The organism is Pinibacter soli (genome assembly GCF_029961145.1).
Lineage (GTDB): Bacteria > Bacteroidota > Bacteroidia > Chitinophagales > Chitinophagaceae > Pinibacter > Pinibacter soli.
In genome coordinates this window covers 1,362,745-1,383,798 of the sequence record NZ_JASBRG010000007.1, presented here as the reverse complement: position 1 = coordinate 1,383,798, position 21,054 = coordinate 1,362,745, and the positions used below count along the sequence as shown (strand labels likewise).

Annotated in this window: 18 protein-coding genes and 1 tRNA gene; 11 read left to right on the top strand and 8 right to left on the bottom strand. The window is 40.7% G+C overall.

The window, feature by feature from the left end; all coding sequences use genetic code 11:
* Nucleotides 1–5 precede the first annotated feature (5 nt).
* Entirely contained in the window at nt 6–782 is a 777-nt protein-coding gene (locus tag QJ048_RS16165; protein ID WP_282335438.1) for an MlaE family ABC transporter permease, read from the bottom strand.
* A gap of 439 nt (nt 783–1,221) precedes the next feature.
* On the opposite strand from QJ048_RS16165, the gene QJ048_RS16160 reads away from it, so the two are divergent.
* From QJ048_RS16160 to QJ048_RS16145, 4 genes are all read left to right on the top strand, one after another.
* Complete coding sequence (locus tag QJ048_RS16160) at nt 1,222–1,512, top strand: ArsR/SmtB family transcription factor (RefSeq protein WP_282335437.1); 291 nt, start codon at nt 1,222–1,224, stop codon at nt 1,510–1,512.
* A 135-nt stretch (nt 1,513–1,647) separates the two neighbouring features.
* The gene (locus tag QJ048_RS16155; RefSeq protein WP_282335436.1) at nt 1,648–2,721 is read left to right on the top strand and encodes an efflux RND transporter periplasmic adaptor subunit; all 1,074 of its coding nucleotides are present in this window, start codon (nt 1,648–1,650) and stop codon (nt 2,719–2,721) included.
* 135 nt (nt 2,722–2,856) lie between these two features.
* Nucleotides 2,857–5,994, top strand: coding sequence for an efflux RND transporter permease subunit (locus tag QJ048_RS16150; RefSeq protein WP_282335435.1), 3,138 nt, complete (start codon nt 2,857–2,859; stop codon nt 5,992–5,994).
* Between the two features lie 14 nt (nt 5,995–6,008).
* On the top strand, nt 6,009–7,379 hold the full coding sequence (locus QJ048_RS16145; protein ID WP_282335434.1) for a TolC family protein: 1,371 nt from the start codon (nt 6,009–6,011) through the stop codon (nt 7,377–7,379).
* Nucleotides 7,380–7,640: 261 nt separating this feature from the next.
* On the opposite strand, the gene bshC is transcribed toward QJ048_RS16145, so the two are convergent.
* The 7 genes from bshC to QJ048_RS16110 all read right to left on the bottom strand — a co-directional run bounded on the left by bshC (nt 7,641) and on the right by QJ048_RS16110 (nt 15,164).
* Nucleotides 7,641–9,239 (bottom strand): bacillithiol biosynthesis cysteine-adding enzyme BshC, encoded by a 1,599-nt coding sequence (gene bshC, locus QJ048_RS16140; RefSeq protein WP_282335433.1) that lies wholly within the window; start codon nt 9,237–9,239, stop codon nt 7,641–7,643.
* Between the two features lie 323 nt (nt 9,240–9,562).
* Complete coding sequence (locus tag QJ048_RS16135) at nt 9,563–10,030, bottom strand: Dps family protein (protein WP_282335432.1); 468 nt, start codon at nt 10,028–10,030, stop codon at nt 9,563–9,565.
* A 147-nt stretch (nt 10,031–10,177) separates the two neighbouring features.
* Entirely contained in the window at nt 10,178–11,053 is an 876-nt protein-coding gene (locus QJ048_RS16130; RefSeq protein ID WP_282335431.1) for a transglutaminase family protein, read from the bottom strand.
* Nucleotides 11,054–11,277: 224 nt separating this feature from the next.
* The gene (locus QJ048_RS16125) at nt 11,278–12,417 is read right to left on the bottom strand and encodes a glycosyltransferase (RefSeq protein ID WP_282335430.1); all 1,140 of its coding nucleotides are present in this window, start codon (nt 12,415–12,417) and stop codon (nt 11,278–11,280) included.
* The gene (locus QJ048_RS16120) at nt 12,414–13,370 is read right to left on the bottom strand and encodes a glycosyltransferase family 2 protein (protein WP_282335429.1); all 957 of its coding nucleotides are present in this window, start codon (nt 13,368–13,370) and stop codon (nt 12,414–12,416) included. The genes QJ048_RS16125 and QJ048_RS16120 overlap by 4 nt, the downstream gene beginning before the upstream one ends.
* A 31-nt stretch (nt 13,371–13,401) precedes the next feature.
* Nucleotides 13,402–13,896, bottom strand: coding sequence for a DUF4199 domain-containing protein (locus QJ048_RS16115; RefSeq protein WP_282335428.1), 495 nt, complete (start codon nt 13,894–13,896; stop codon nt 13,402–13,404).
* Nucleotides 13,897–13,901: 5 nt separating this feature from the next.
* The gene (locus tag QJ048_RS16110) at nt 13,902–15,164 is read right to left on the bottom strand and encodes a dihydroorotase (protein WP_282335427.1); all 1,263 of its coding nucleotides are present in this window, start codon (nt 15,162–15,164) and stop codon (nt 13,902–13,904) included.
* 436 nt (nt 15,165–15,600) lie between these two features.
* Here QJ048_RS16110 and QJ048_RS16105 point away from each other — a divergent pair.
* From QJ048_RS16105 to QJ048_RS16075, 7 genes are all read left to right on the top strand, one after another.
* Nucleotides 15,601–15,674: transfer RNA gene (locus tag QJ048_RS16105), tRNA-Pro, on the top strand.
* Between the two features lie 299 nt (nt 15,675–15,973).
* The gene (locus QJ048_RS16100; protein ID WP_282335426.1) at nt 15,974–17,224 is read left to right on the top strand and encodes a site-specific integrase; all 1,251 of its coding nucleotides are present in this window, start codon (nt 15,974–15,976) and stop codon (nt 17,222–17,224) included.
* Between the two features lie 482 nt (nt 17,225–17,706).
* A complete protein-coding gene (locus QJ048_RS16095; protein ID WP_282335425.1) occupies nt 17,707–18,027 on the top strand; it encodes a helix-turn-helix domain-containing protein in 321 nt (106 codons plus the stop codon).
* 77 nt (nt 18,028–18,104) lie between these two features.
* Nucleotides 18,105–18,995, top strand: a complete 891-nt coding sequence (locus QJ048_RS16090; RefSeq protein ID WP_282335424.1) for a toprim domain-containing protein — start codon at nt 18,105–18,107, stop codon at nt 18,993–18,995.
* A gap of 125 nt (nt 18,996–19,120) precedes the next feature.
* Nucleotides 19,121–19,501 (top strand): plasmid mobilization protein, encoded by a 381-nt coding sequence (locus QJ048_RS16085; RefSeq protein WP_282335423.1) that lies wholly within the window; start codon nt 19,121–19,123, stop codon nt 19,499–19,501.
* Nucleotides 19,498–20,511 (top strand): relaxase/mobilization nuclease domain-containing protein, encoded by a 1,014-nt coding sequence (locus tag QJ048_RS16080; protein ID WP_282335422.1) that lies wholly within the window; start codon nt 19,498–19,500, stop codon nt 20,509–20,511. Before QJ048_RS16085 ends, QJ048_RS16080 begins: the two co-directional genes overlap by 4 nt.
* A gap of 49 nt (nt 20,512–20,560) precedes the next feature.
* Nucleotides 20,561–20,953, top strand: a complete 393-nt coding sequence (locus QJ048_RS16075; RefSeq protein WP_282335421.1) for a hypothetical protein — start codon at nt 20,561–20,563, stop codon at nt 20,951–20,953.
* Nucleotides 20,954–21,054 lie beyond the last annotated feature (101 nt).

Here is a 21,054-nt window from a genome sequence, read left to right as displayed (position 1 = left end):
AACGATTAACTATAAGCGAAAATGTTTGTTAACTGAACAGCAATTCCATCCAATATAATGATCCATAGCGAAGCACTCACAACAGCTGAATTAGCAGCATATCCCACGCTTTCTGTTCCTTTGTTGGAGTTATAACCATGATAACAACCAATAAAACCGATAGCGAAACCAAAGAAAATCGTTTTAAGAAACCCGGGAATAAGATCGCTAAATGCCAGTGCTTTGAACGCCTTGTTGAAGTATAAGTGCAAACTCACTTTATTGTCGAGGTTAGAACCAATAAAGCCCCCAAATAAAGAAATTGCGTCCGCAATCATCGTCAGCAGCGGAATCATCAGTGTGCAGGCCAGAATGCGCGTTACCACAAGGTATTGAATAGGGTCTGCACTGGAAACTTCCATCGCACTGATTTGCTCGGAAACTTTCATACTTCCCAGTTCTGCGCCAATGCTGGATGCTACTTTACCCGCTGAGATCAACGCAATAATAACGGGGCCTATTTCCCGCACAACAGAGACTGATACCATGCCCGGAACATAACTTGTGGCTCCAAAATCTTTTAATGTTGGCAGTGATTGTAAGGTGAGAACAAAGCCAAGTATAAAACCAGTAATAGCAATTAAAGGAAAAGACTTATAACCAATAATAAAGCATTGCCTGATAAATTCGTTCCATTCAAATCCTTTTCTGAAGAGATGACGAAGAAAGGAGAAAAAGAAATTCACCTGATCGCCAACCTTTTCTAGCAACTTGTAAACGCCGGATCTTATCGTTTGTTCCATGGTATGGAAGAACGTTGAGTTTTAACTCCGCCCAGCGGATCAACTTTCTGCATATCAATAGAATAAATCAAGTGCCGCTCGGGTAGTGGCGTTTTGGAGGGGTTTTGTGGAAAATAATGCCCAGGAATGCAATGATTGAATAACTGAATAACTGAATAACTGAGTGGCTCACGTGGGCCAGCATGAGACGTAGCGAGGATGTTTCTGTGCGGCGACTTTTGACAAGCTCAGCGTGACAGCCTGTGCATAGAGTCAAGCTGAACTTGCCGAAGCCTTGTAATACAATCGGATAAGCTCTTTTCAATGTACACCTTTCGACTTTCAAACACTCAGTTATTCAGTCACTCAGTTTATTCAGTTATTTTCCCGGGTAGAAAACCAAAAGAAAAGTTGTTTTTGCAACCAATTTAATTATTTGAATAAATAAATTTGTTTCTTTGTGAAAATTCATGCAATGGATATCAAAAGAGCAGAGAAGATTTCTAAAGCTTTGGCTGATGCAAACCGCCTGACCATTCTTAAGGAAGTGAAGAAGAGCAAAGATTGTCTGTATTGTGTGGACCTCAACGAAACCCTCGATCTGGCCCAACCTTCCATCTGTCACCACTTGAAACAGTTAATCGACAATGAACTCATTTCTTCAGAAAAAGAAGGCCGTAATGTGAAATACTCTCTAAACAATTATGTGATAGATGATTATATTAAATTTTTGGAAGGACTAAAAGTCTAACAAAATTTTTTTTGAGTTATTTATTGATTTATTTAAATAAATCAATAGATTTGTATTCTATTTCAATTTTGAATTCCTCCATAAAGATGCAATTTATTTATTGAAATATTTAAATAAATCGAAAAAAGAACAACCATGCTGACAGATTTTAAAGGGGCGAAACGACTATTAAACTTATCCTTATTCATTATTGGTTCATCTATTTTACTGGCCGCATGCTCCAGCCAGGCAAAGGAACCAAATCACGCGGCCATCAACACCGTACCCCAGGCAACTGCTGTAGACGGTAACATTATAACTCCTTCCGTTTTAACAGACATACTGGAGGTAACCGGTACGCTGGTGGCCAATCAACAGGTGGATATTGCGAGTGAGCTTACCAGGAAAATTGTAAGCGTGAATGTAAAAGAAGGATCGCTCGTGAAGAAAGGCACTCTGCTTTTTCAACTTGACGACGCAGACCTGAAAGCGCAGCTTGAAAAATTACAACAACAGGAAAAGCTCGCAGCGCTTAATGAAGACAGACTTCGTGATTTGATCAAACATGAGGCAGTTGTGCAACAGGATTACGATCAGGCTTTTACCAACTTAAAAGTATTGCTGGCTCAAATACTCGAGTTGAAAGTAATGATCGACAAAACGCGCATCCGTGCTCCGTTTGATGGACAGATCGGTATCATTCATGCCTATCCCGGTGCTATCGTTTCTACGAGCACGATACTGACCAACATTCAAGACAATAGTTCTGTAAAAGTTGAATTCAACGTGCCGGAAAAATACACAAACACAATTGCTCCCGGAAGTTTACAAAAGTTCACTGTTGCTTCTGACAATAAACAGTACACTGCAAAAGTAGTGGCACGTGAAGCAAAACTTGATCAGAATACAAGGACCTTGTTAGTTCGTGCGGTGGCAGATAATTCAGGAAGGACATTGATGGCAGGACAAAGTGCAAGATTGAACCTTTCATTACATTCATCTAATAATGCATTGTTGGTGTCATCACAAGCGTTGATGCCATCTTCACAAGGCTACAATGTGTACGTTGCTAAAGATGGCAAAGCGCAGATTGTGCCGGTGGAAATAGGTCAACGTAACCCCTCGAATGTAGAAGTGCTGAAAGGTTTACAATCCGGCGATACGGTGATAACGAGCAATTTGCTACGATTGGTGCCGGGTTCAGCGATTCGTTTTGTTACCGTTAAATAAGTTGTTAGTTGATAGTTGTTAGTTGTTAGACTTCAATAACGACTATTCAATACTAAAGGCTAACAACTACCAACCAACAACGAACAACTATCACTAAAATCCCGCCCGTTATACTATAAATCATACAACATATTTATGAGTGCTATTTCACAAGTAAGCATATCCCGGCCAGTGCTGGCGGGGGTAATGTCAGTCCTATTGATTTTATTCGGGATCGTTGGTTACACGTATCTCGGTACAAGGGAATATCCCGTAACGGATTCACCCATTGTAACAGTAACCACCGTGTATCCCGGTGCCAGTGCGGATATCATCGCTTCACAAGTTACAAAGCCGTTGGAAGAAGCGGTTGCGGAGGCAAATGGTATTCGTGCCATCTCATCTCAATCAAGAGAGCAGGTCAGCATTATAACAGTAGAGTTTAACTTGAATGCAGATCTGGAAGCTGCTGCAAATGATGTACGGGACAAGGTTTCCAAGTCGCGTCAGCAATTACCTACAGACATTGAACCTACAATAGTTGAGAAGGCGGGTCCTGCAGATTTTCTTGTGTTCTTAACTGTTCAAAGTGATAATAAAAGCCTTGAAGACATTACTGACTTTGTAAACATCAATATCAAAGAAAGACTGCAATCCATACCCGGCGTGCGTTTGGTTGATACATATGCGGGTCGTAAACGTGCCATGCGCCTGCGCATGGACCCGGTAAAACTCGCTGCGTATCATTTAACACCTGCCGATATTCAGACAGCGTTGCAAAAAGAAAATGTCGATTTGCCAAGCGGAAGAATTGAAGGCGACAATACAGAGGTTACACTTCGTACACAGGGAAGATTGGTGACAGAAGACGATTTTAACAACATGATCGTGAGTGAAAAAGGTGGTGGTATCGTGCGGTTCAAAGATGTTGGTACGGCCATCATGTCCTCTCAAAACGAACGTACAGCAATGATCGTGGGCGAAGGACAAACGGCCCGCTACGGCGTGGGTACAGGAGTGCAGCCCCAACGTGGTGCAAACTCTCTGGCTATTGTGGATGAGTTTAAGAAACGCTTTGATGACATCGTAAAATCTGCGCCAAAAGATTACATCATTTCACTTGGTAAAGATTTTACCATTCCGGTACGCAACTCACTGGCTGAAGTAGAAGAAACATTGCTGCTCGCGTTTGGCCTCGTGGCAATGATCATTTTCATTTTCTTACGCGACTGGAGAAGTACGATCATTCCGTTGGTGGCCATTCCGGTGTCAATCATTTCTGCATTCTTCATTATGTACATCTGTAATTTTTCCATCAATGTATTGACGCTGCTCGGATTGGTACTCGCCATCGGACTCGTGGTGGATGATGCGATCGTAGTGCTTGAAAATATTTACAGCAAGGTAGAAGAAGGCATGACGCCATTGCAAGCAGCGCGAAAAGGTTCCGATGAAATTTACTTCGCGGTTATTTCCACCACTGTAACACTCGCAGCAGTATTCTTGCCAATACTGTTCCTGGGAGGAATTACAGGAAGATTGTTTAAAGAATTTGCCATCGTGGTATCTGGTTCTGTGCTGATCTCAGCTTTCGTTGCGCTGACACTTTCACCAATGATGAGTGCTTACTTATTGAAAGCTGGCGCCTCACACGGTTGGCTGTATCGTAAGACTGAGCCATGGTTCGTAGCATTGAACAGGGGCTATGCGAAAACATTGAGAGCGTTCTTTAAAGTAAGATGGCTTGGCTTTGCGATATTGTTGATATCATTTGGGGTTGCCTATTTTCTAGCTCCTAAATTACCATCAGAATTAGCTCCGCTGGAAGATAGATCAATGGTAGGTTTGGCAGTGATCGCACCTGAAGGAACATCTTACGAAAGCATGGAGCAAACCATGAAGGAGATCAGTAATTATGTGTCGGATTCTATTCCTGATTTAAATGAGAACAGAACATACGCAGCAGTTGCAGCTTCATCTGGAACGCTCGTTCAGCCTGTAAATGGCGGCTTCCAGTGGATATTCCTGAAAGATCCGAAAGATCGTAAAAGCGGAATGACGCAGCAGCAGGTGTATGAAAAACTCGTAGCGGCTTCCGCCCGATTCAGAAATGTGATTTGTATTCCTATACAAATACCAACCATCGGAGGTTTTTCCAGTTCACAACCTTTACAATACGTGATACAGGCTCCGGATTTAAAAAGCCTTGAAGATGTTATGCCTAAGTTAATGGGCGAAGTTTACCAAAGCAAAAAACTCAGCTTTCAGGATCCTGACTTCAAGATCAATCGTCCGGAAATAGGCATCACCATTGACAGACAGCGTGCTGCACAACTTGGTATTTCGACACAGGAAATAGGAAGAACCTTGCAACTCGCATTGAGCGGAAGACGATATGGCTACTTCATTTACAACGACAGACAATATGAAGTGATCGGACAACTGGAGAGAAAAGAAAGATCTGCACCAACCGATTTGAGTTCATTGTTCCTGAAGTCAGGTAGCGGAGATATGGTGTCGCTGGATAATCTTGTAACAAGAAATGAAAGTGTGAGTCCGCCTGCTATTTATCGCTACAATCAATCTTACAGTGCTACCATTTCTGCCACACCGGCAGCAGGCGTAAGTCTCGGCGAAGCGATCAAAGAAATGGACGGCATTGCAACAAAAGTTTTACCAAAAGGATTTAGAAAAGATCTAGCAGGACAAAGCCGCGACTTTTCTGAAAGTAGCTCCAGCCTTGTGTTTGCTTTCGTCTTTGCGATCATATTGATCTATCTCGTATTGGCCGCACAGTTTGAAAGTCTCATCGATCCATTCATCATTTTGCTGACGGTGCCAATGGCAGTAACAGGAGCATTGTTGAGTCTGTGGCTCACACATCAATCAATCAACGTGTTCAGTGAAATCGGTATCATCATGTTGATTGGTTTGATTACGAAGAATGGTATCCTCATTGTTGAATTTGCCAACCAGAGAAAGCAGGAGGGAATGAGTGTGAAGGATGCGATCCTAGATGCTGCGATCTCACGTTTCAGACCAATATTGATGACAACATTAGCAATGATTTTTGGTACGTTGCCAATTGCGTTGTCGCTGGGTACTTCATCAGGAAGCAGGACATCACTGGGTATCGTGGTAGTGGGCGGTTTGTTATTCGCCGGTGTACTTACGTTGTACGTAATTCCTTCGGTGTATTCATTCTTCTCCCGCACATATAAAAAGAAAGTTGAAGCTGGCATTGTTTCCGGTGGTCATGGAGAACTGATTGCTCAACCTTCTATTGTTCATTAAGTAAAATAATAATCATGCACGCGGATAATTTTAACTATAAATATTTTGTCTACACATTGCTGCTGTTCATAGCGTTGTGTTCCATCTCGTACGTCGCGAGTGCACAACAGCCGGGTGTTCAGCGGTTGTCCATAAAAGATGCGGTTTCGATGGCCGTACAACATAACAGGGAAATAAAGATCAGCAGCCTGGATATAAGCAAAGCACAGGAAGGTTCAAAGATAGCACGCAGCAAGTATTTGCCTGTAGTTGGCGTAACCGCACAAGTGTCTCATTATTTTTCTCAACCCATATTTTTTGGGTTGGGAAATAATGGCGCCGATGATAAAATTCCATATAGCCGTTTCGGTGGAAAAGATCAGGCGTTGGGAGCGTTCAATGTGATTCAACCTTTGTACGATCCTTCGGCAAAGTCTGCCAACACACAAGCGAAACTTTTGGAAGAGGAAAGCAAACTTTCATTGTCAGATAAACAAACGGCTGTTGCTGCATATGCACGCCAAACTTATCTATTGATAGTCGTTTTAGGCGAACGCATCAAGCTGCAAAAAGAAAGTCTTTCACGTAATGAAAAAGCCCTGCAGGATTCACGATCGTTGCTGGCACAAGGAAGGGCGCTACGCGTAGATACGTTGAGAGCTTATACATCGGTAAAAAATCTGGAACCTGATCTGTTGAAGTTGTCTAACGCAATTGAGGTAAACAAACAACAATTGAAAACATTGCTTGGTCTTGATTCATTACAGACAATTGAACTGATAGATTCCATCGCTTTGCCGCTTGCAGAAAAAACAGTTCCTTCTGAAGAAGATGTTTACAACCAGGCAAAAGAAAAAAGAGCGGACCTGAAAGCCGTTGCTTTGCAACAACAAATAAGCGATCAACAGATTCAATTAGCAAGGGCAGACAAGCGACCTAATGTAGCATTGGTAGGGCAATACATGATACAAACGCAAACGAATCAGTTTAACTATGCAAATGCTTATTATCCTTCTACAACCTTCGTTGGTGCACAGGTAAACGTGCCTATATTTAGTGGCTTTAGTAAAGATGCGAAGATTGCACAGGCGAAGATCGATAAACAACAGGCTGCCTTGCAAACGGAAAACGTGTATGAGCAATTGCATGTGGACGTAAAGCAGGTTGTGTCCGCGTTGAATGAAACAAGTGCACGCATGCAAACAAGAATCAATGTAAAAGAAACAGCACAGCTTAGTTATGACATCACTCAGTATCGATACGCAAAAGGTGTTGCATCACGACTTGAATTGACTGATGCGGAGCTGGCGCTCACCGCAGCACAATTGAATTACCTCGAAGCCGTGTATGATTATTTGACTGCGCAGATTTCATTGTACCGCGTGACAGGGAGAGTTGAAAATTGAAAATGGTAGGGGCGAATCGCATTCGCTCTTGTATCGATCAAGGCAATTTCGTGTTTGATATATTGTTTTTTAAAAAAGGAAAGGGCTGTTTTTCTAAACGGGCCCTTTTTTTGTAGAGACGCATGAAAATGCGTCTCTGTTGCAACAGAATCCTGTTTAGAAAAAACGTTCGGGTGCGACATGTGCCCGAACGTTATAATTAATGTATGTGTATGGGTATTTCGTGCTGGTGCCGCACCAGAGACGGATTTTTATCCGTCTCTAAAGGAGCGAAATAACGATGAGTTCTTTGCCCAAACCTTGCGTGTTGTTGTAAACACAATCGATAAACGTCGGCCCGTATTGCGCATAGAACGGCATAAAATTATCTGTTCTTTCCTGCAGGCTATTGTTTGGGAAGAGAGCCTGTTTAATAACTGCTATCTGACGCTGCTGTGCAGAGAATTTTCTTTTTTCAGCACGAAGCATTTTCTTTTGCAGATTCTGTAGTTGCTTGGCGCTTTTTGTGTGCAGTGCATCTACGTGTTGTAGCAATGTAGTGTCGATGTTGTTCACTATGTCTTTCAAATGTTTGTACAATGCGTCAAAATCCTTGAACTCATTGTTTAAGTCAACCTGTACGTTGGAGTCACGTTTTACCAGTTTCTCCAGCATTATGTTTTCAGGTTTGAAAAAGTCTGCAATGTCAAAATTGAGATGGCTGATCTTTTCATTCCATTTCTTTTCGACTACTAAGAATGAATTGCGCAACAGCAAAACAGGATAGGGCACATTGTAATGTTCGAAAAGATCTTTTAGTTCCAGCCAATACGCCAATTCGCCGCCACCGCCGATGAATACAATGTTCGGCAAAATTGTTTCCTGGAACATGCCGCGCAATATAACATTGGGGCTAAAGCGTTCGGGATGTTGTGCCAGTTCCTGTTGTAATTCTTCTTTGGTAAAATGTATTTGCTGGTGATCTACTTTATAGCCGCCATTATAGTCAACAATGCGTTCGCGAATATTATCTTTTAAGTAAAAGAGATTTATTTCTCTTGGATTCGCTTGTACTTTATAATGGTGATCCAGTTTTTTAATTGTGCCTTCAACAATAGAAGAAGGTGTTTTATACAGAAAATCTTCTTGGAAAATTTTGTACATGGTTGCTTTCAAAGCTGCACTATCAGGGATCAAAATGGTCAAGCCAAATTTTGAAAAAAGTGCATGTGCGAGTTTGAATGTAGCCGTTTGAATATTTGATCCTTCTGCATAACATTCACGCAGCAATTGGATCAAATCTTTGCCATGTGGGAAGACAGATAGTTGCCCGTCAAATGCGTCGATCATTTTCAGCAAAGCCTTGTCAACCTTCATTCTGCCAACAGCGCCGGTTTGTGTGGTTTGCCAAACAAACTTTTGTCCGTCTACTGTTACTTTGCCCAATTCATCAAGGTCAGCATCTTCGCTACCCATATAGTAAACAGGAACAAAATTGTATTGTGGCAGTTGTTGTTTTAGTTCGTTAGCAAGTTTGATCGTGTGCAATATTTTGTAAACGAAATACAAGTAGCCGGTGAAAATATTCGGCTGGTGCGCAGTAACAATCGTAAATGTATTTTCCTGTAATAGACTTTCTATGTTGTTGTTTACTTCAGCAACATTCGCTACGCCAGCATATTGCTCTTTCAATGCATCTACCAGCAATTGCCTGTTGGTTGGGAATGATTGTCGTGCTGCAATAGCTTGTTGAATGCCTTTTATATCCTGTGAATGTTTATAGAATGGTTGTAATGCCTCTGCGTTTGCAATGTAGTCCAAAGTTATTTTAGAGAAGAACCCTGTCTCTGCAAATGAAGCATTGGTTGATGTGCAATTCATAGTTTACAAAAGTACATGTAATTTGAAAATATGAAGATTTGAAAATTTGAAAATGGGGTTCAAGGGCAGAGATTGTGATGATCGGTAGGCATTTGTTTTGGAATTGTAATGTTGAATAAAAATGCCGAAGAATATTCTGCCGACGAACGGAGCGTCGCAAGGATGTTGGGATATGTTACAAATGCTGACAAAATAATTAGATCTATAAACAAACAATGCCGGTCATTAACCGGCACTGCTTGTTATTTGATTTCTTCAAACGTGAATTCAACAACCACGGAGACCGCAATTTTCAAATTATCACATTTTCAAATTCCGACAAATTATTTCAGGTAAGAGCGAAGCATCCACGCTTTTTGCTCGTGGAATCTCAACAGACCCGTAAGGAAATCTGCGGTTCCGGTGTCGCCAAGGCCATCGACTTCTTTGATGTCTTTTCTGATGAGATTGGCTAATGTTTCGTGATCGCTTACGAGGTTTTTCACTTGTTCATCCTGGTTGGTGGTATAAGCGGGTTCGTCTAAGCGAGCCAGTTCAAGATAATCTTTTAATCTACCCTCTGCGTGGTGGCCCAGCATTCTAATTCTTTCAGCAACACCATCGATGTGTTCTGCCAGCTCTTCATATTGTTCTTCATAGAGTTTGTGCATTTCCATAAAATTATCACCCTCGTAGTTCCAGTGGTAATTTCTCGTCTTTGTATATAAAATCGTTTCATCTGCTAAAAGGACGTTCAATTTTTCAGCTGCTTGCTTCAAATGATTTTCTGGAATACCAATGTTTGGTTTCATGATAATGCAGGTTTTATTTATTAATAAGTTTTGAGTAGAGAGTTATGGGTAACGAAAGTTACAAAAAAAATATGCCTGATATCTGAGATTTGCAGCTTCTTCGACTAACAAAACTCAGATATCATAACTGAAAAATTGCAAAAAAGTTTACTCGCCCAGGAGGTCGGAAAGCCCCATGAGCTCGTTATACTTGTACAAATGTTTGTTTTTTTCGAAACATTTGGCAAGTTCTTCCAGCAGTAATTGTATTACTTTTTTGTTATCGAGTGGCTTGAAGTAGGAGGTCACAGGTGGTACTGAAATACGGTGGAAGTAGGTATCCACGTCTTTTTGCGTGTACACTTGTCCATTGGTGGGGTCAATGTAAAATTGAATTCTGTCAGCGGGATTTTTCTTTACCTCTTCCCAGTCACCGTCTTCCACGTCATAATATGCAAGGATAAACTGTCGCGGAATATTAACTGCACGAATGGGAATGTCCAACAGATTTGATATGATCAACAATAGAATTCCATTGTTAAAGGTATTGCCTTTGCGTGCATCCAGCAGTTTGTTGAGCAGGAAATCGTTGGGTTCGGTATAGACAACTTCCACTCCCTTTATACGGTAGTATTTATAAAGAATGGTGGTGATGACTTTCGTTTGTTCCAGACTAGTTAGGTATCCATTCAGCTCCAGCCAGATGTTGCGGCGCATTTTTTCAATTTCCTGCAGAGGTTGTGCGGCTGTCAGTTCCGGATATTGATATTTTGCCGCCAGCAATGCTCCGCCCAGAATATCCGGTTCCGGTTGGTTCTTCCATTTTGTAAAATCATCTGTAAGATCACGGAAATGCAGGCGGTGGATGAGTAATTCGATGCGTTCCTGGGTAGTTTCGTCGGGAGTATTTTCCCAGAGATGCTCCAGGTTGGGGATAATGTTTTTCCCAAATGAAACGATCCGATCGCTTACCAAATTAAAGACTTCTCCATCGGGGTCGTCCATAAGGTGAAAAAGGGCAGATATTTCTCGGTTTTCTTCCATGCAGTTTTCTCATCCAATTTGAAATTAAATTTCGTGTTAAGTCTACAATTTTTCAGATTAACTTTTCCACAGGGGTGCATAAGCGCAGTAATTTGAAAATTTGAAGATGTGAAAATTTGAAAATGGGAGAGAATGGAACGCGGATTTTTACGGTTGATGATGATTAAAATGATTTGAAATTTGAAACGTTTGTCAAATTTCACAGGGTCGTGACTGTCTATGTTCTAATGAGCAATCTCTTCAATTGCTTTCGCGAGCTTTTCCCAGCTGTATTTCTTTTTTTCCTCACGCAAAAAAGGAACGAAGCGTTCTTCACCGAAAATGAAGTACTGAAGAATAGTTTGTGCCAGATCAAGTGCCTCAGGTTTGCAAACAAGGCCCACTTTGCCATTTGGTACATAATCAGGTAAAGCGCCAACGTTCGTGACGATCATCGGCTTTTCAAAATGATAGGCAAGTGGTGTGACTCCACTCTGCGTTGCATTTCTATACGGTTGGATAACAACATCCGCCGCACAAAAGTAGTATTTCACTTCATCGTCTTCTATAAAATCAGAGCTAATGATGACGTTGTCGCCTATATTTAATTGTTGTATTTGTTGCAGGTAAATGTTTTTATCATCGTAAAACTCTCCAGCTACCAGTAGCTTGAATTTACCATAAACGAATCCTGTGTCTTTTACGATTTTAACAGCATCCAGCAAAATGTCTAGGCCCTTGTACTTGCGGATGAATCCGAAGAAAAGTAAAACTTTGTCTTGCTGATCCAGCTTGAGATGTTGCCTGGCTTCAGTTTTAGCAACAGCCTTTCCAAAGTTATCGTACAGTGGATGTTCCACTTTTTTAACAGGAACAGTTATATTAAACTGCTTCAGATCCTTCATTACTTTATCGCTCATGGTAATGAAAGCATCACAGGGTTTGAGGAAATATTTTGTAAACGCAGTATCGCCGGGACGTTTTTCGTGCGGTAAAATATTGTCGGTAATGGCGACGATCTTTGTGTGTTTGTTTTTTCTTACTATTCTTAAAACGCTTCCCAGCGCTGGTCCCATTAAAGGTAACCAATAGCGCACCACCACTAAATCTGGCTTTAACGCCTTAATCTCTCTGCCGGTTTTTAACCAGCTGAGCGGCCAAATGGAATTAAGGCGCTGAAGTATTGTCAAATCCTCCGGAGCCGGGCCGGTTGCGTATTGCGTTTTCCCCGGAAAAAGAAAAGAAGGATACAGCAGTGTGAAATTGTAAATAGTTACATCATTGCCCATGCTCATAAATTCCCTTGCAAGGCGCTCATTAAAAGTTGTAATGCCTCCGCCTCTGAAGGGATGCGCCGGACCTAGAATAACTATTTTTTTGCTCATGCCTGATGTTGGTTCAATCCTAACTTTTGCTCAATTAAATAGGAGTTTCTCGAAGCAGAATTACGTGCGATCAATTCACCCAAAAATCCTGCGAGGAACAACATTGTACCCATTACCATAGTGGTAAGGGCTATATAAAACGAAGGTCTTGTAGTGAGTGAAAAACTGAAATCTATCAGTTTTGAAATGATCAGGTAAGCGCTTACTCCAAAACCGATGAGGAAGAATATTGATCCTGCCAATCCGAAGAAGTGCATAGGACGTTTGCCGTACCTGCCCACAAATGTTATTGAGGCAAGATCAAGGAATCCGTTTACAAATCTTTCCAAACCAAATTTTGTAACGCCGTATTTGCGGGCTCTGTGCTCCACCACTTTTTCGCCAATTTTTCTAAAGCCGCTCCACTTGGCAATTACAGGAATGTAGCGGTGCATTTCTCCATATACTTCAATGCTCTTTACCACTTTTTTGCGATAAGCTTTCAGGCCGCAGTTGAAGTCGTTCAACTTAATGCCAGAAACCGCACGGGTAGCCGCATTGAATAGTTTGGAAGGAATATTTTTAGTGAGTTTGTTATCAAAACGTTTCCTCTTCCAGCCGCTTACCAAGTCGTATCCGTCAACGAGGATCATTTTCCTCAACTCCGGAATTTCATCTGGAGAATCCTGCAAATCGGCGTCCATCGTAATGATCACTTCGCCTGTAGCAGCCTTGAAGCCTTCGTTCAGCGCTGCAGATTTGCCATAATTTCTCTGAAAACGTATGCCTTTGATACAGCCGTTTTCGGAACGAAGTTTTTCAATCACCTCCCATGAATTGTCCGTACTTCCATCATCAATCAGAATAACTTCATAGCTATAGTTATTCGCGATCATCACTCTTTGTATCCATGCACAAAGTTCCGGAAGTGATTCATCTTCGTTTAAAAGCGGTATTACAACAGATAGATCCATTCAATAAAGTTACTGGATGATAAATTGCTATTTATGAATTCTTTTTTCTAAGTGCAGCACCCAAAGCAGAACCGATTGCGCCGGTTACCAGCGTACTGATCAATGCCGATGAAATGGCTATTGGAATATAGCCTTTATTCACACTATCTCTCGCTGTTTTTTCAAAGTCTGCAGGAAGTGTATTCCCTTGTTGTTTCAATGCTTCAATGGTTGCTTTAACGGCTTCTTCTTTTAGTTCGGGAAACAAAATCGTAACGGAGAAAACAGAGTAAGCGATCATAATGACCGAGGTTACGGCGATGCTTTTAAAGCCAAACGCGAATGCGTTGCCAAATGAAAGTGGTTCCTCCGCTTTACGGCTGTAGTTTACAACGTTCAGTGCAGCTAACACAAACAAAACGATCGCCGGCAAAAAGCTTACGGTTGCATTGTTTTTTAAGCTGGTATATGAAATAAGGAGATACGCAATGATCACGGCGATTCCAATTACTAAGCCTGCCAGTAAATGTGCATTTTTGGTCTTCATAAGTACTATTGATTAAGCGACAACTTTTTTCCGTAAACAGTCCCTGCAACTTTTCCTACAAAGTCTTTACCAATGAAAGGAGTGTTGCTGCATTTGGAAGCTACATTTTTTTGAGTAAATTTATAATGTTCATCAGGTTGGTAAAGTGTTAAACTTGCTTTTTGATCAACATTGATGCTTGCGGGCTGGTCAAATATTTTTCTTGGATTAACAGAAAGCAATTCTACAATTCTTTCTTCCTGCAATTGTGGTAAATAAGTTCTGAGAATGCTGTAGCAAGTCTCGAGTCCTATCATGCCATCTTTTGCGTATTCAAACTCGAGCACCTTGGCATCATAATCCTGCGGCAAATGATGGGTGGCTATACAATCGATCACCCCCTCGGCCACGGCTACACGAAGCGCTTCCATGTCTTCACGTGTACGAAGTGGCGGATTTACTTTAAGATTGGTATCATATTGCATCAGGTCCTCATCACAAAGGGCGAGATGATAGGGGGCAACAGAACAGGTTACCTTGACGCCATGCTCCTTTGCTTCTTTGATTAGTGCCACAGATTTCGGCGAGCTGATGCCTGTAAAGTGAACACGTGAATCGGTATATTTTGCGAGTTGTATATCTCTTGAAACGATTAGCTCTTCTGCAATCGAAGGCTTTCCGGGTAGACCAAGGCGCGTGGAAATAATGCCTTCGTTCACCAATCCGTGAGCAGCGATGCTTTCATCGTCGGGCAACTGCAGGATCACACCGTCGAATGCTTTTACATATTGCAATCCTTTCAGCAAAATGCCCGAAGACTGCAAAGGATGGAGACCGTCGGTAAATGCTGCGGCGCCGCTGGCATGCATGTCGTACATTTCAGCCAGTTCCTTTCCTTCGGTTTTCCTGGTAATAGCGCCTATCGGCAAAATTTGTGCGGGAAGACTCTCAGACGCACGAACGATGTATTCCACTTGTGATTTGGTATCGATCACTGGTTTGGTGTTTGGTAAAACCATAACTGTGGTAAAACCGCCCGCAGCTGCAGCAGAAGCGCCTGTTGCAAGTGTTTCCTTATGTTCGATGCCCGGATCACAAAAGTGTGCGAAAACATCCATCCAGCCCGGTGAAACCGAAAGGTTGGGGATATCAACCACTTCATCGGCAGATTCCGTAATAGCAGAATCGATGGCGCGGATGATGCCATTTTCAACTAAAATATCTTTTTTGCTGTTGTGAAAAGGAGAGGCTGGATCGTTGATTTTTGCTTTCTTGATTAGGACCTTCATTGCTTGAGAATTGAGCGAAGTTACGGGTTGTAATTCAATAATTTGAAAATTTGGGAGCTGGAAAATTTGAAAATTTTCGGAGTCCGCTTCAAAATGTTTAGGTGCTTTGATCTTGCGTCTGAATCCTTCATTGACGGCGTTCCTCATTTTCAAATTTTCAAATTATCGTCTTTTCTCTTAGCTTTGCAGCCCTCAATTATATGTGATTGAGTAACTTGCAGGGATCTGACGGGTAAAGTAACTCTTCATTCTGCTGGTAGTTCGGATGTTGGCGCAGCCCGGTAGCGCATCCCGCAGGGCGGGAGGGTCGCAAGTGAGCTGCAGTAAATCGTTCTTTGTATTAGTTTTAATAGAAAGGTTCTTTAAGCTTGCTCACCCCAAAATAGCAAGCAGAAAACTTCGAAATAACCGCAAGACAACTGTCTTGTATGGAGTTCGGGTGGTGGCGCAGCCCGGTAGCGCACTTGTATGGGGTGCAAGGGGTCGCAAGTTCGAATCTTGTCCACCCGACTAAAAGGGTAACAACCCGATTTAAAGAAGCTCATAAAACATTGATTTTGTGAGCTTTTTAATTTTTAGCCAATCAAATAATTTCAAATAAATTCAAATTTTTCGTGTGCAAATCCTTGAGCAAAATGCAATTTTTAATTTGCTCAAGGATTTGCACACAGATTTGCTCACAGAATTTGACATAGTGCGTTGATATTTAGTCGGTTATCTGCTTCGCATTAGGTCATAGTTCGAATCTTTTTGCTTTGCACTGCATGAGTATTTCTAAGGGCTATTTTCTAACATCTTATTTATTTTTTATGAGAACAGAACATAGTTTTAGCGTTGATTTTATTGTAAGAGTTGATAGAACCATTAAAGAGAAAGCTGACGTATTTGCAAGGATTACCGTTGATGGGATTATCCGAGAAATCTCTATTAAGCAAAAAGTAAATCTTGACGAGTGGGATTCAAAAAGAGAGCAGGTAAAAGGCAATAGCATTACCGCAAAAGAAACCAACCGTTACATTTCATGTATACGCTTTCTGATTACCGAAAAATACCGAATCCTTCGAGACAAAGATCTAACAGTGACCGCAGATACTGTTAAAGACGCATACTTAGAAAAACAGACGAGAACAAAAACCGGCCATACACTGAATGAATTGATAAGCTATCATTATAAAATTTATGCAGATCAATTAGAAGAAGGAACAATGAAAAATTACCGCACAACGGCGGAATATCTTAAACAGTTTTTGAAACAAGAATTGCGAAAGGAAGATGTTTACCTGATAGAACTGGATTATCAGTTCCTAACCAATGTAGAATATTTTATTCGGCACCGGCCAATTAAAAAGCATGATCCGTGTGAAGGTAACGGCGTTTATAAGCACCTGGAGAGAATCAAAAAGATGATACGCTGGGCAAAGAAACTAGGGTGGATAAGTTCAAATCCTTTTGAAGATTACGAATTGAAGTTTAAAAAAACGAAAAGAAAAAAATTGCACATTGATGAATTGATAAACATCGAAAATCAATCATTCGGCAACCCGAAGTTAGAATTTGTAAAAGATCTTTTTGTGTTTAGTTGCTACACCGGGCTCGCCTATGCAGATGTAATAAAACTTTCTGAAAAGGATTTCTATGTAAGCAATGATGGCAAACGCTGGCTTACAACTTACCGGAAAAAATCGGATGAACTTTCTCCAGTTCCTTTATTGGAAATCGCTTGTGAAATTATTGACAGGTATAAATGTTTGCCCGCATCTATAGCAAACGGAACTGTATTTCCAAAAACTAGCAATCAGGAAGTAAATAGAAATTTGAAAATTATCGCTGAAATCTGCGGCATAAAAAAGGAGCTTACGTTTCATATTGCTCGTCACACATTTGGTACAACAGTTACACTGAAAAATAATGTCCCTATAGAAACAGTGTCGAAAATGTTAGATCATTCTAAGCTTACTACAACTCTAATCTATGCCGAAGTCGACGAAGAAAAGATCGAAGAAGATATGTTGGGTGTGGAACTGAGACTTCGACAGAAGAAATTGAAAAGAAGTGAATAACCTGCCAGCTTAACATTTTCTTGGCAGGTCCTTTTTGTTTGTAGAAGGACATTGTCAAGAAAATGTTATTAGTAGAATTGTAGTACAAGTTCAGACTTATCTAAGCCTGGATCAACTAAAAAATAGTTTTTTCTTTCAATTTTTGCAATTGGTTCCCAAGTTGGGAACCAAAATCCTGTAGGTTTTCCAACGAATTTCCAATTGGCTAACAGCTTGCCGGCTAAATTTCAGGCATATCTGCCTGGCTCTAAAAAGCGCTGATCAAAGTCTTGGGATTTCCTTTTACGCATACATTTGAAGGTTATCCTCGGTATATTTTGCTTAGGATCGTTTCAAAAACCCTTTCTACTTTAGTAATCCAAATAAAATAAAATGATAATAAACAAACACCCCTTTAATTTTTGAAGATGTTGTTTGTTTACAAATCACATGGATTAGATTTGAAACTAGTAGCTCTATTTAAAAAACGAAAAACGTGAAGTATGAAAGAGTTAAAAACAAACGACACATTGGAGTATCCAAAGAGGATTTATGCGTCTCAGTTAGTCACCACAGACGACTTACAGGAACTAAGAAAAAGTATTGTAGCTGATCTAATCTCCGCATTGAAACCCTCCCTGCAACCACCATTGAAGAAGTGGTTGAATTCCCACGAAGTACGACGTCTTCTAAAAATTTCTCCGGGTACATTACAAACCTTAAAGAACAATGGGATAATTACTTTCTCAAAGATTGGCGGCGTTCATTTTTACGACGCTGACGAAATTCAAAAATTGCTTGAGTCGGGTAAGCATACGCATTGAGCGTATCGATACCTCTCTGTCGTCTTTTCAAAAGACAGATTTTGTCAATTCTTTTTTCCTAATTAAAGGTTTGCAAAATGGACAAAGAATATTTTAATACACGTCATGCAAAGTCAATTGATATAGTGGACTGGCTGACAAAAAAGGGCCACTCCCCACAAAAGATTTCCGGCAATGACTACTGGTATTTATCGCCCTTGCGGCAGGAGAAAACAGCCTCTTTTAAGGTTAATAGAAAGCTGAATGTTTGGTACGATCACGGACTTGGAAAAGGTGGAAACATGATTGATCTTGGCATTTTGTACTACGGTTGCAACGTAAAAGAATTGCTGCAAAAATTGAAATCTCCTTTTCTTTTTCAACCGCAAGAAGGTGTTAAAAACTCCGATGAAAAGCATGCATCCAAGATCACCATTCTGGATGCCAATCAACCGATTTCGAACGGTAATTTGCTGGCTTATTTACAAGAGCGAAATGTTTCACTGGAGGTTGCGATAGAATTCCTTTATGAGGTAGATTTTGAAACAAATAGTAAACGCTATTATGCTCTTGGATTTAAGAATAATAGCGGCGGTTTTGAGCTTCGAAATAAATATTTCAAAGGGTCAAGTTCTCCTAAAGATACCACGCTCATTGATCAAGAAAATGTCGAAAATCTTTTAGTGTTCGAGGGCTTTTTCAGTTTTCTTTCATACGAAACGATGCATAACAGTGGGAACGAATTGACAAATTTTCTGGTGCTGAATAGCCTCTCCTTCTTTGAAAAGAGCATTGAAAAAATGATGACCTATACAGTAGTGAAGCTATGCTTAGATAACGATCCTGCAGGAGAACGGTGTGTTCAACTCGCTTTAAAGTTATCAGAAAAGTTCAAAGATGAGCGACATCTTTATAAAGACTTTAAAGATTTAAATGATCAACTGATGCACTTAAAGCCTGCTTTTAAACAAAGGCAAAGACTGCGGTAAGGATTTTTTTCAACCGTAGCCAGCTATGTTTCTCCTTCGTCGAAACTAGGCTGGCTCTATTCATGCCGCTTGTGGCGGCATTCATAGAGTTAGTGCGATAGCTATTGAAAAGAAAATATGAGGATATGGATAATGAGGAAAAACCAACGAAACATGCGGGAGGCAGACCCAAAAAGTTTGTCAGAAGGGATCAACAATTGGCCGTTATGTGTAACCGTGTGGAGCGGATGATCATTGAAACAAAAGCTGAGAAGGCAACTGTTTCAGTGTCGGAATTCTTACGCAACCTCGCCCTGGGTGGACAGGTTGACAGGAAGGTAAAAGCCCTCCCAAAAGAAATTTTACTGTTCACTGCAACATTAAATCACCTTGCGGCAAACATGAACCAGGTGGCAAAAAAGCGTAACCGGGAAGAGGAGTTAAATGCCATTGAACGAGCAGAATTAACGGTGTTATCAACGCAGATTAAACAGTTCGCTACTGATATCAAAACCTACTTGAAATGATCGGCAAAATAATCACAGGGAAATCTTTTAATGGGTGTCTAAAGTATTGTCTGAATGACAAATTATCGGAAGAGGAATTTGGCGAACAAGCGCTTAAAAACAGGGCGGAAGTTCTTGTTTTTAATCAATGTTTTGGCAACGAAAAAGAACTTATTCAGCAGTTTAACGAGGTACGAAACCTGAATAGAAAATTGTCAAAACCGGTGATGCATATCACCCTAAGTTTTGCACCGGGAGAGCAACTTTCAAAGTACAAACTCGGCGAAATTTGTGAGGATTGCGCAAAAGAAATGGGTTTTAACAAGAATCAGTTCGTTGCCATTTACCACAACGATACCAGGCATCAGCATGTGCACATTGTGGCTAACAGGATCGGATTTGACGGAAAGACTTTAAGTGATAGTAATAACTATAAGAAGGTTGCAGACTATTGCCGGTGCACGGAATTGAAATATCATCTCAGGCAGGTGCTTAGTCCGAAAAAGTTTTTATCGAAGGAGTTGCGTCAAACAAATCGTCAGGATCAGAGAAAGGACAAGCTTAAAACTGATATTAAAGAAAGCCTTCTCAAGGCTTTTAATTTCCATGAATTCGAGCAAAGGATGAGGGCTTTGAAGTATGAAGTAATAAAGTCTAGGGGGATTGCATTTAGAGACAAGCAAAAGGTATACACAAAAGGCAGTGATGTAGGATTTTCTCTAAGCAGAATTGAAAAGTTGCTGGAATTAAAACCTTCTTTAAAAGTTCAGCTCTTTCACAAAGAAGAGAAAATAATAGCACAGCAAAAACAAGATTCGAGACCTAAAAATAATCTGCAAATTATCAAAACAAATACGCCGGACCTTACGGGAAATGGTGAATCTGACATGAAAATTGCAGACGAATTTATCAAGATTAATTCCAATGCGCTGGAGATTTTGATGGCAAACGAAAAAAGTATGTCAGTGCCAAGAGAATTAACTGAGGAGGAAAAACGAAGACGAAAACTAAAACAAAGGCGATCAATGTAGGGGTGATGTAATATTCAGAAGAATGTAAAAAAATAATAATAGCAGTGTTATGGAAAATGAAGTAATGATTACGGTTTTGAATGAAGTGTTGGAAGAACAAAAACTGGCAAATCAGAAAATAGATGAGCTGGTATTAATCGTTAGCTCTTTAAACGAAATGAATAGAAAGCTGGTTAGCAATTTCGAGGCTTTTGAAAACAAACCCGCACAAGTCGACCTCCGGTCAACTGAAATACTAATTAGCCGGAGCGCTGATGAAATAAAAAGACTAATTGAGGAACAGCCGAAGGAGATTAAACAGGAAAAGAGGTACTTATTTTTCCCGGAAAGCAATGTAACAGAATATTATGATGTGTGTATGAAATGGTTGTTGCGCATAGTGGTAGCTAGCTATTTATTTTTTCTGTTACATTATTTAATTGAACGCCTGACAGGACATTGAAACTTTGAAAATACAAGATCTAAGATACTGCGTCCTCGGTGTGTTGGTGTAGTCTGCTGATAGAGCTTTACTGGGAGTTGGGTAAAATGAATGCCGAAAAG

Coding starts and splice junctions, on each gene's coding strand:
- QJ048_RS16165 (WP_282335438.1), bottom strand. CDS start 782: ATGGAACAAACGATAAGATCCGGCGTTTACAAGTTGCTAGAAAAGGTT.
- QJ048_RS16155 (WP_282335436.1), top strand. CDS start 1,648: ATGCTGACAGATTTTAAAGGGGCGAAACGACTATTAAACTTATCCTTA.
- QJ048_RS16150 (WP_282335435.1), top strand. CDS start 2,857: ATGAGTGCTATTTCACAAGTAAGCATATCCCGGCCAGTGCTGGCGGGG.
- QJ048_RS16145 (WP_282335434.1), top strand. CDS start 6,009: ATGCACGCGGATAATTTTAACTATAAATATTTTGTCTACACATTGCTG.
- bshC (WP_282335433.1), bottom strand. CDS start 9,239: ATGAATTGCACATCAACCAATGCTTCATTTGCAGAGACAGGGTTCTTC.
- QJ048_RS16135 (WP_282335432.1), bottom strand. CDS start 10,030: ATGAAACCAAACATTGGTATTCCAGAAAATCATTTGAAGCAAGCAGCT.
- QJ048_RS16130 (WP_282335431.1), bottom strand. CDS start 11,053: ATGGAAGAAAACCGAGAAATATCTGCCCTTTTTCACCTTATGGACGAC.
- QJ048_RS16125 (WP_282335430.1), bottom strand. CDS start 12,417: ATGAGCAAAAAAATAGTTATTCTAGGTCCGGCGCATCCCTTCAGAGGC.
- QJ048_RS16120 (WP_282335429.1), bottom strand. CDS start 13,370: ATGGATCTATCTGTTGTAATACCGCTTTTAAACGAAGATGAATCACTT.
- QJ048_RS16115 (WP_282335428.1), bottom strand. CDS start 13,896: ATGAAGACCAAAAATGCACATTTACTGGCAGGCTTAGTAATTGGAATC.
- QJ048_RS16110 (WP_282335427.1), bottom strand. CDS start 15,164: ATGAAGGTCCTAATCAAGAAAGCAAAAATCAACGATCCAGCCTCTCCT.
- QJ048_RS16100 (WP_282335426.1), top strand. CDS start 15,974: ATGAGAACAGAACATAGTTTTAGCGTTGATTTTATTGTAAGAGTTGAT.
- QJ048_RS16095 (WP_282335425.1), top strand. CDS start 17,707: ATGAAAGAGTTAAAAACAAACGACACATTGGAGTATCCAAAGAGGATT.
- QJ048_RS16090 (WP_282335424.1), top strand. CDS start 18,105: ATGGACAAAGAATATTTTAATACACGTCATGCAAAGTCAATTGATATA.
- QJ048_RS16085 (WP_282335423.1), top strand. CDS start 19,121: ATGGATAATGAGGAAAAACCAACGAAACATGCGGGAGGCAGACCCAAA.
- QJ048_RS16080 (WP_282335422.1), top strand. CDS start 19,498: ATGATCGGCAAAATAATCACAGGGAAATCTTTTAATGGGTGTCTAAAG.
- QJ048_RS16075 (WP_282335421.1), top strand. CDS start 20,561: ATGGAAAATGAAGTAATGATTACGGTTTTGAATGAAGTGTTGGAAGAA.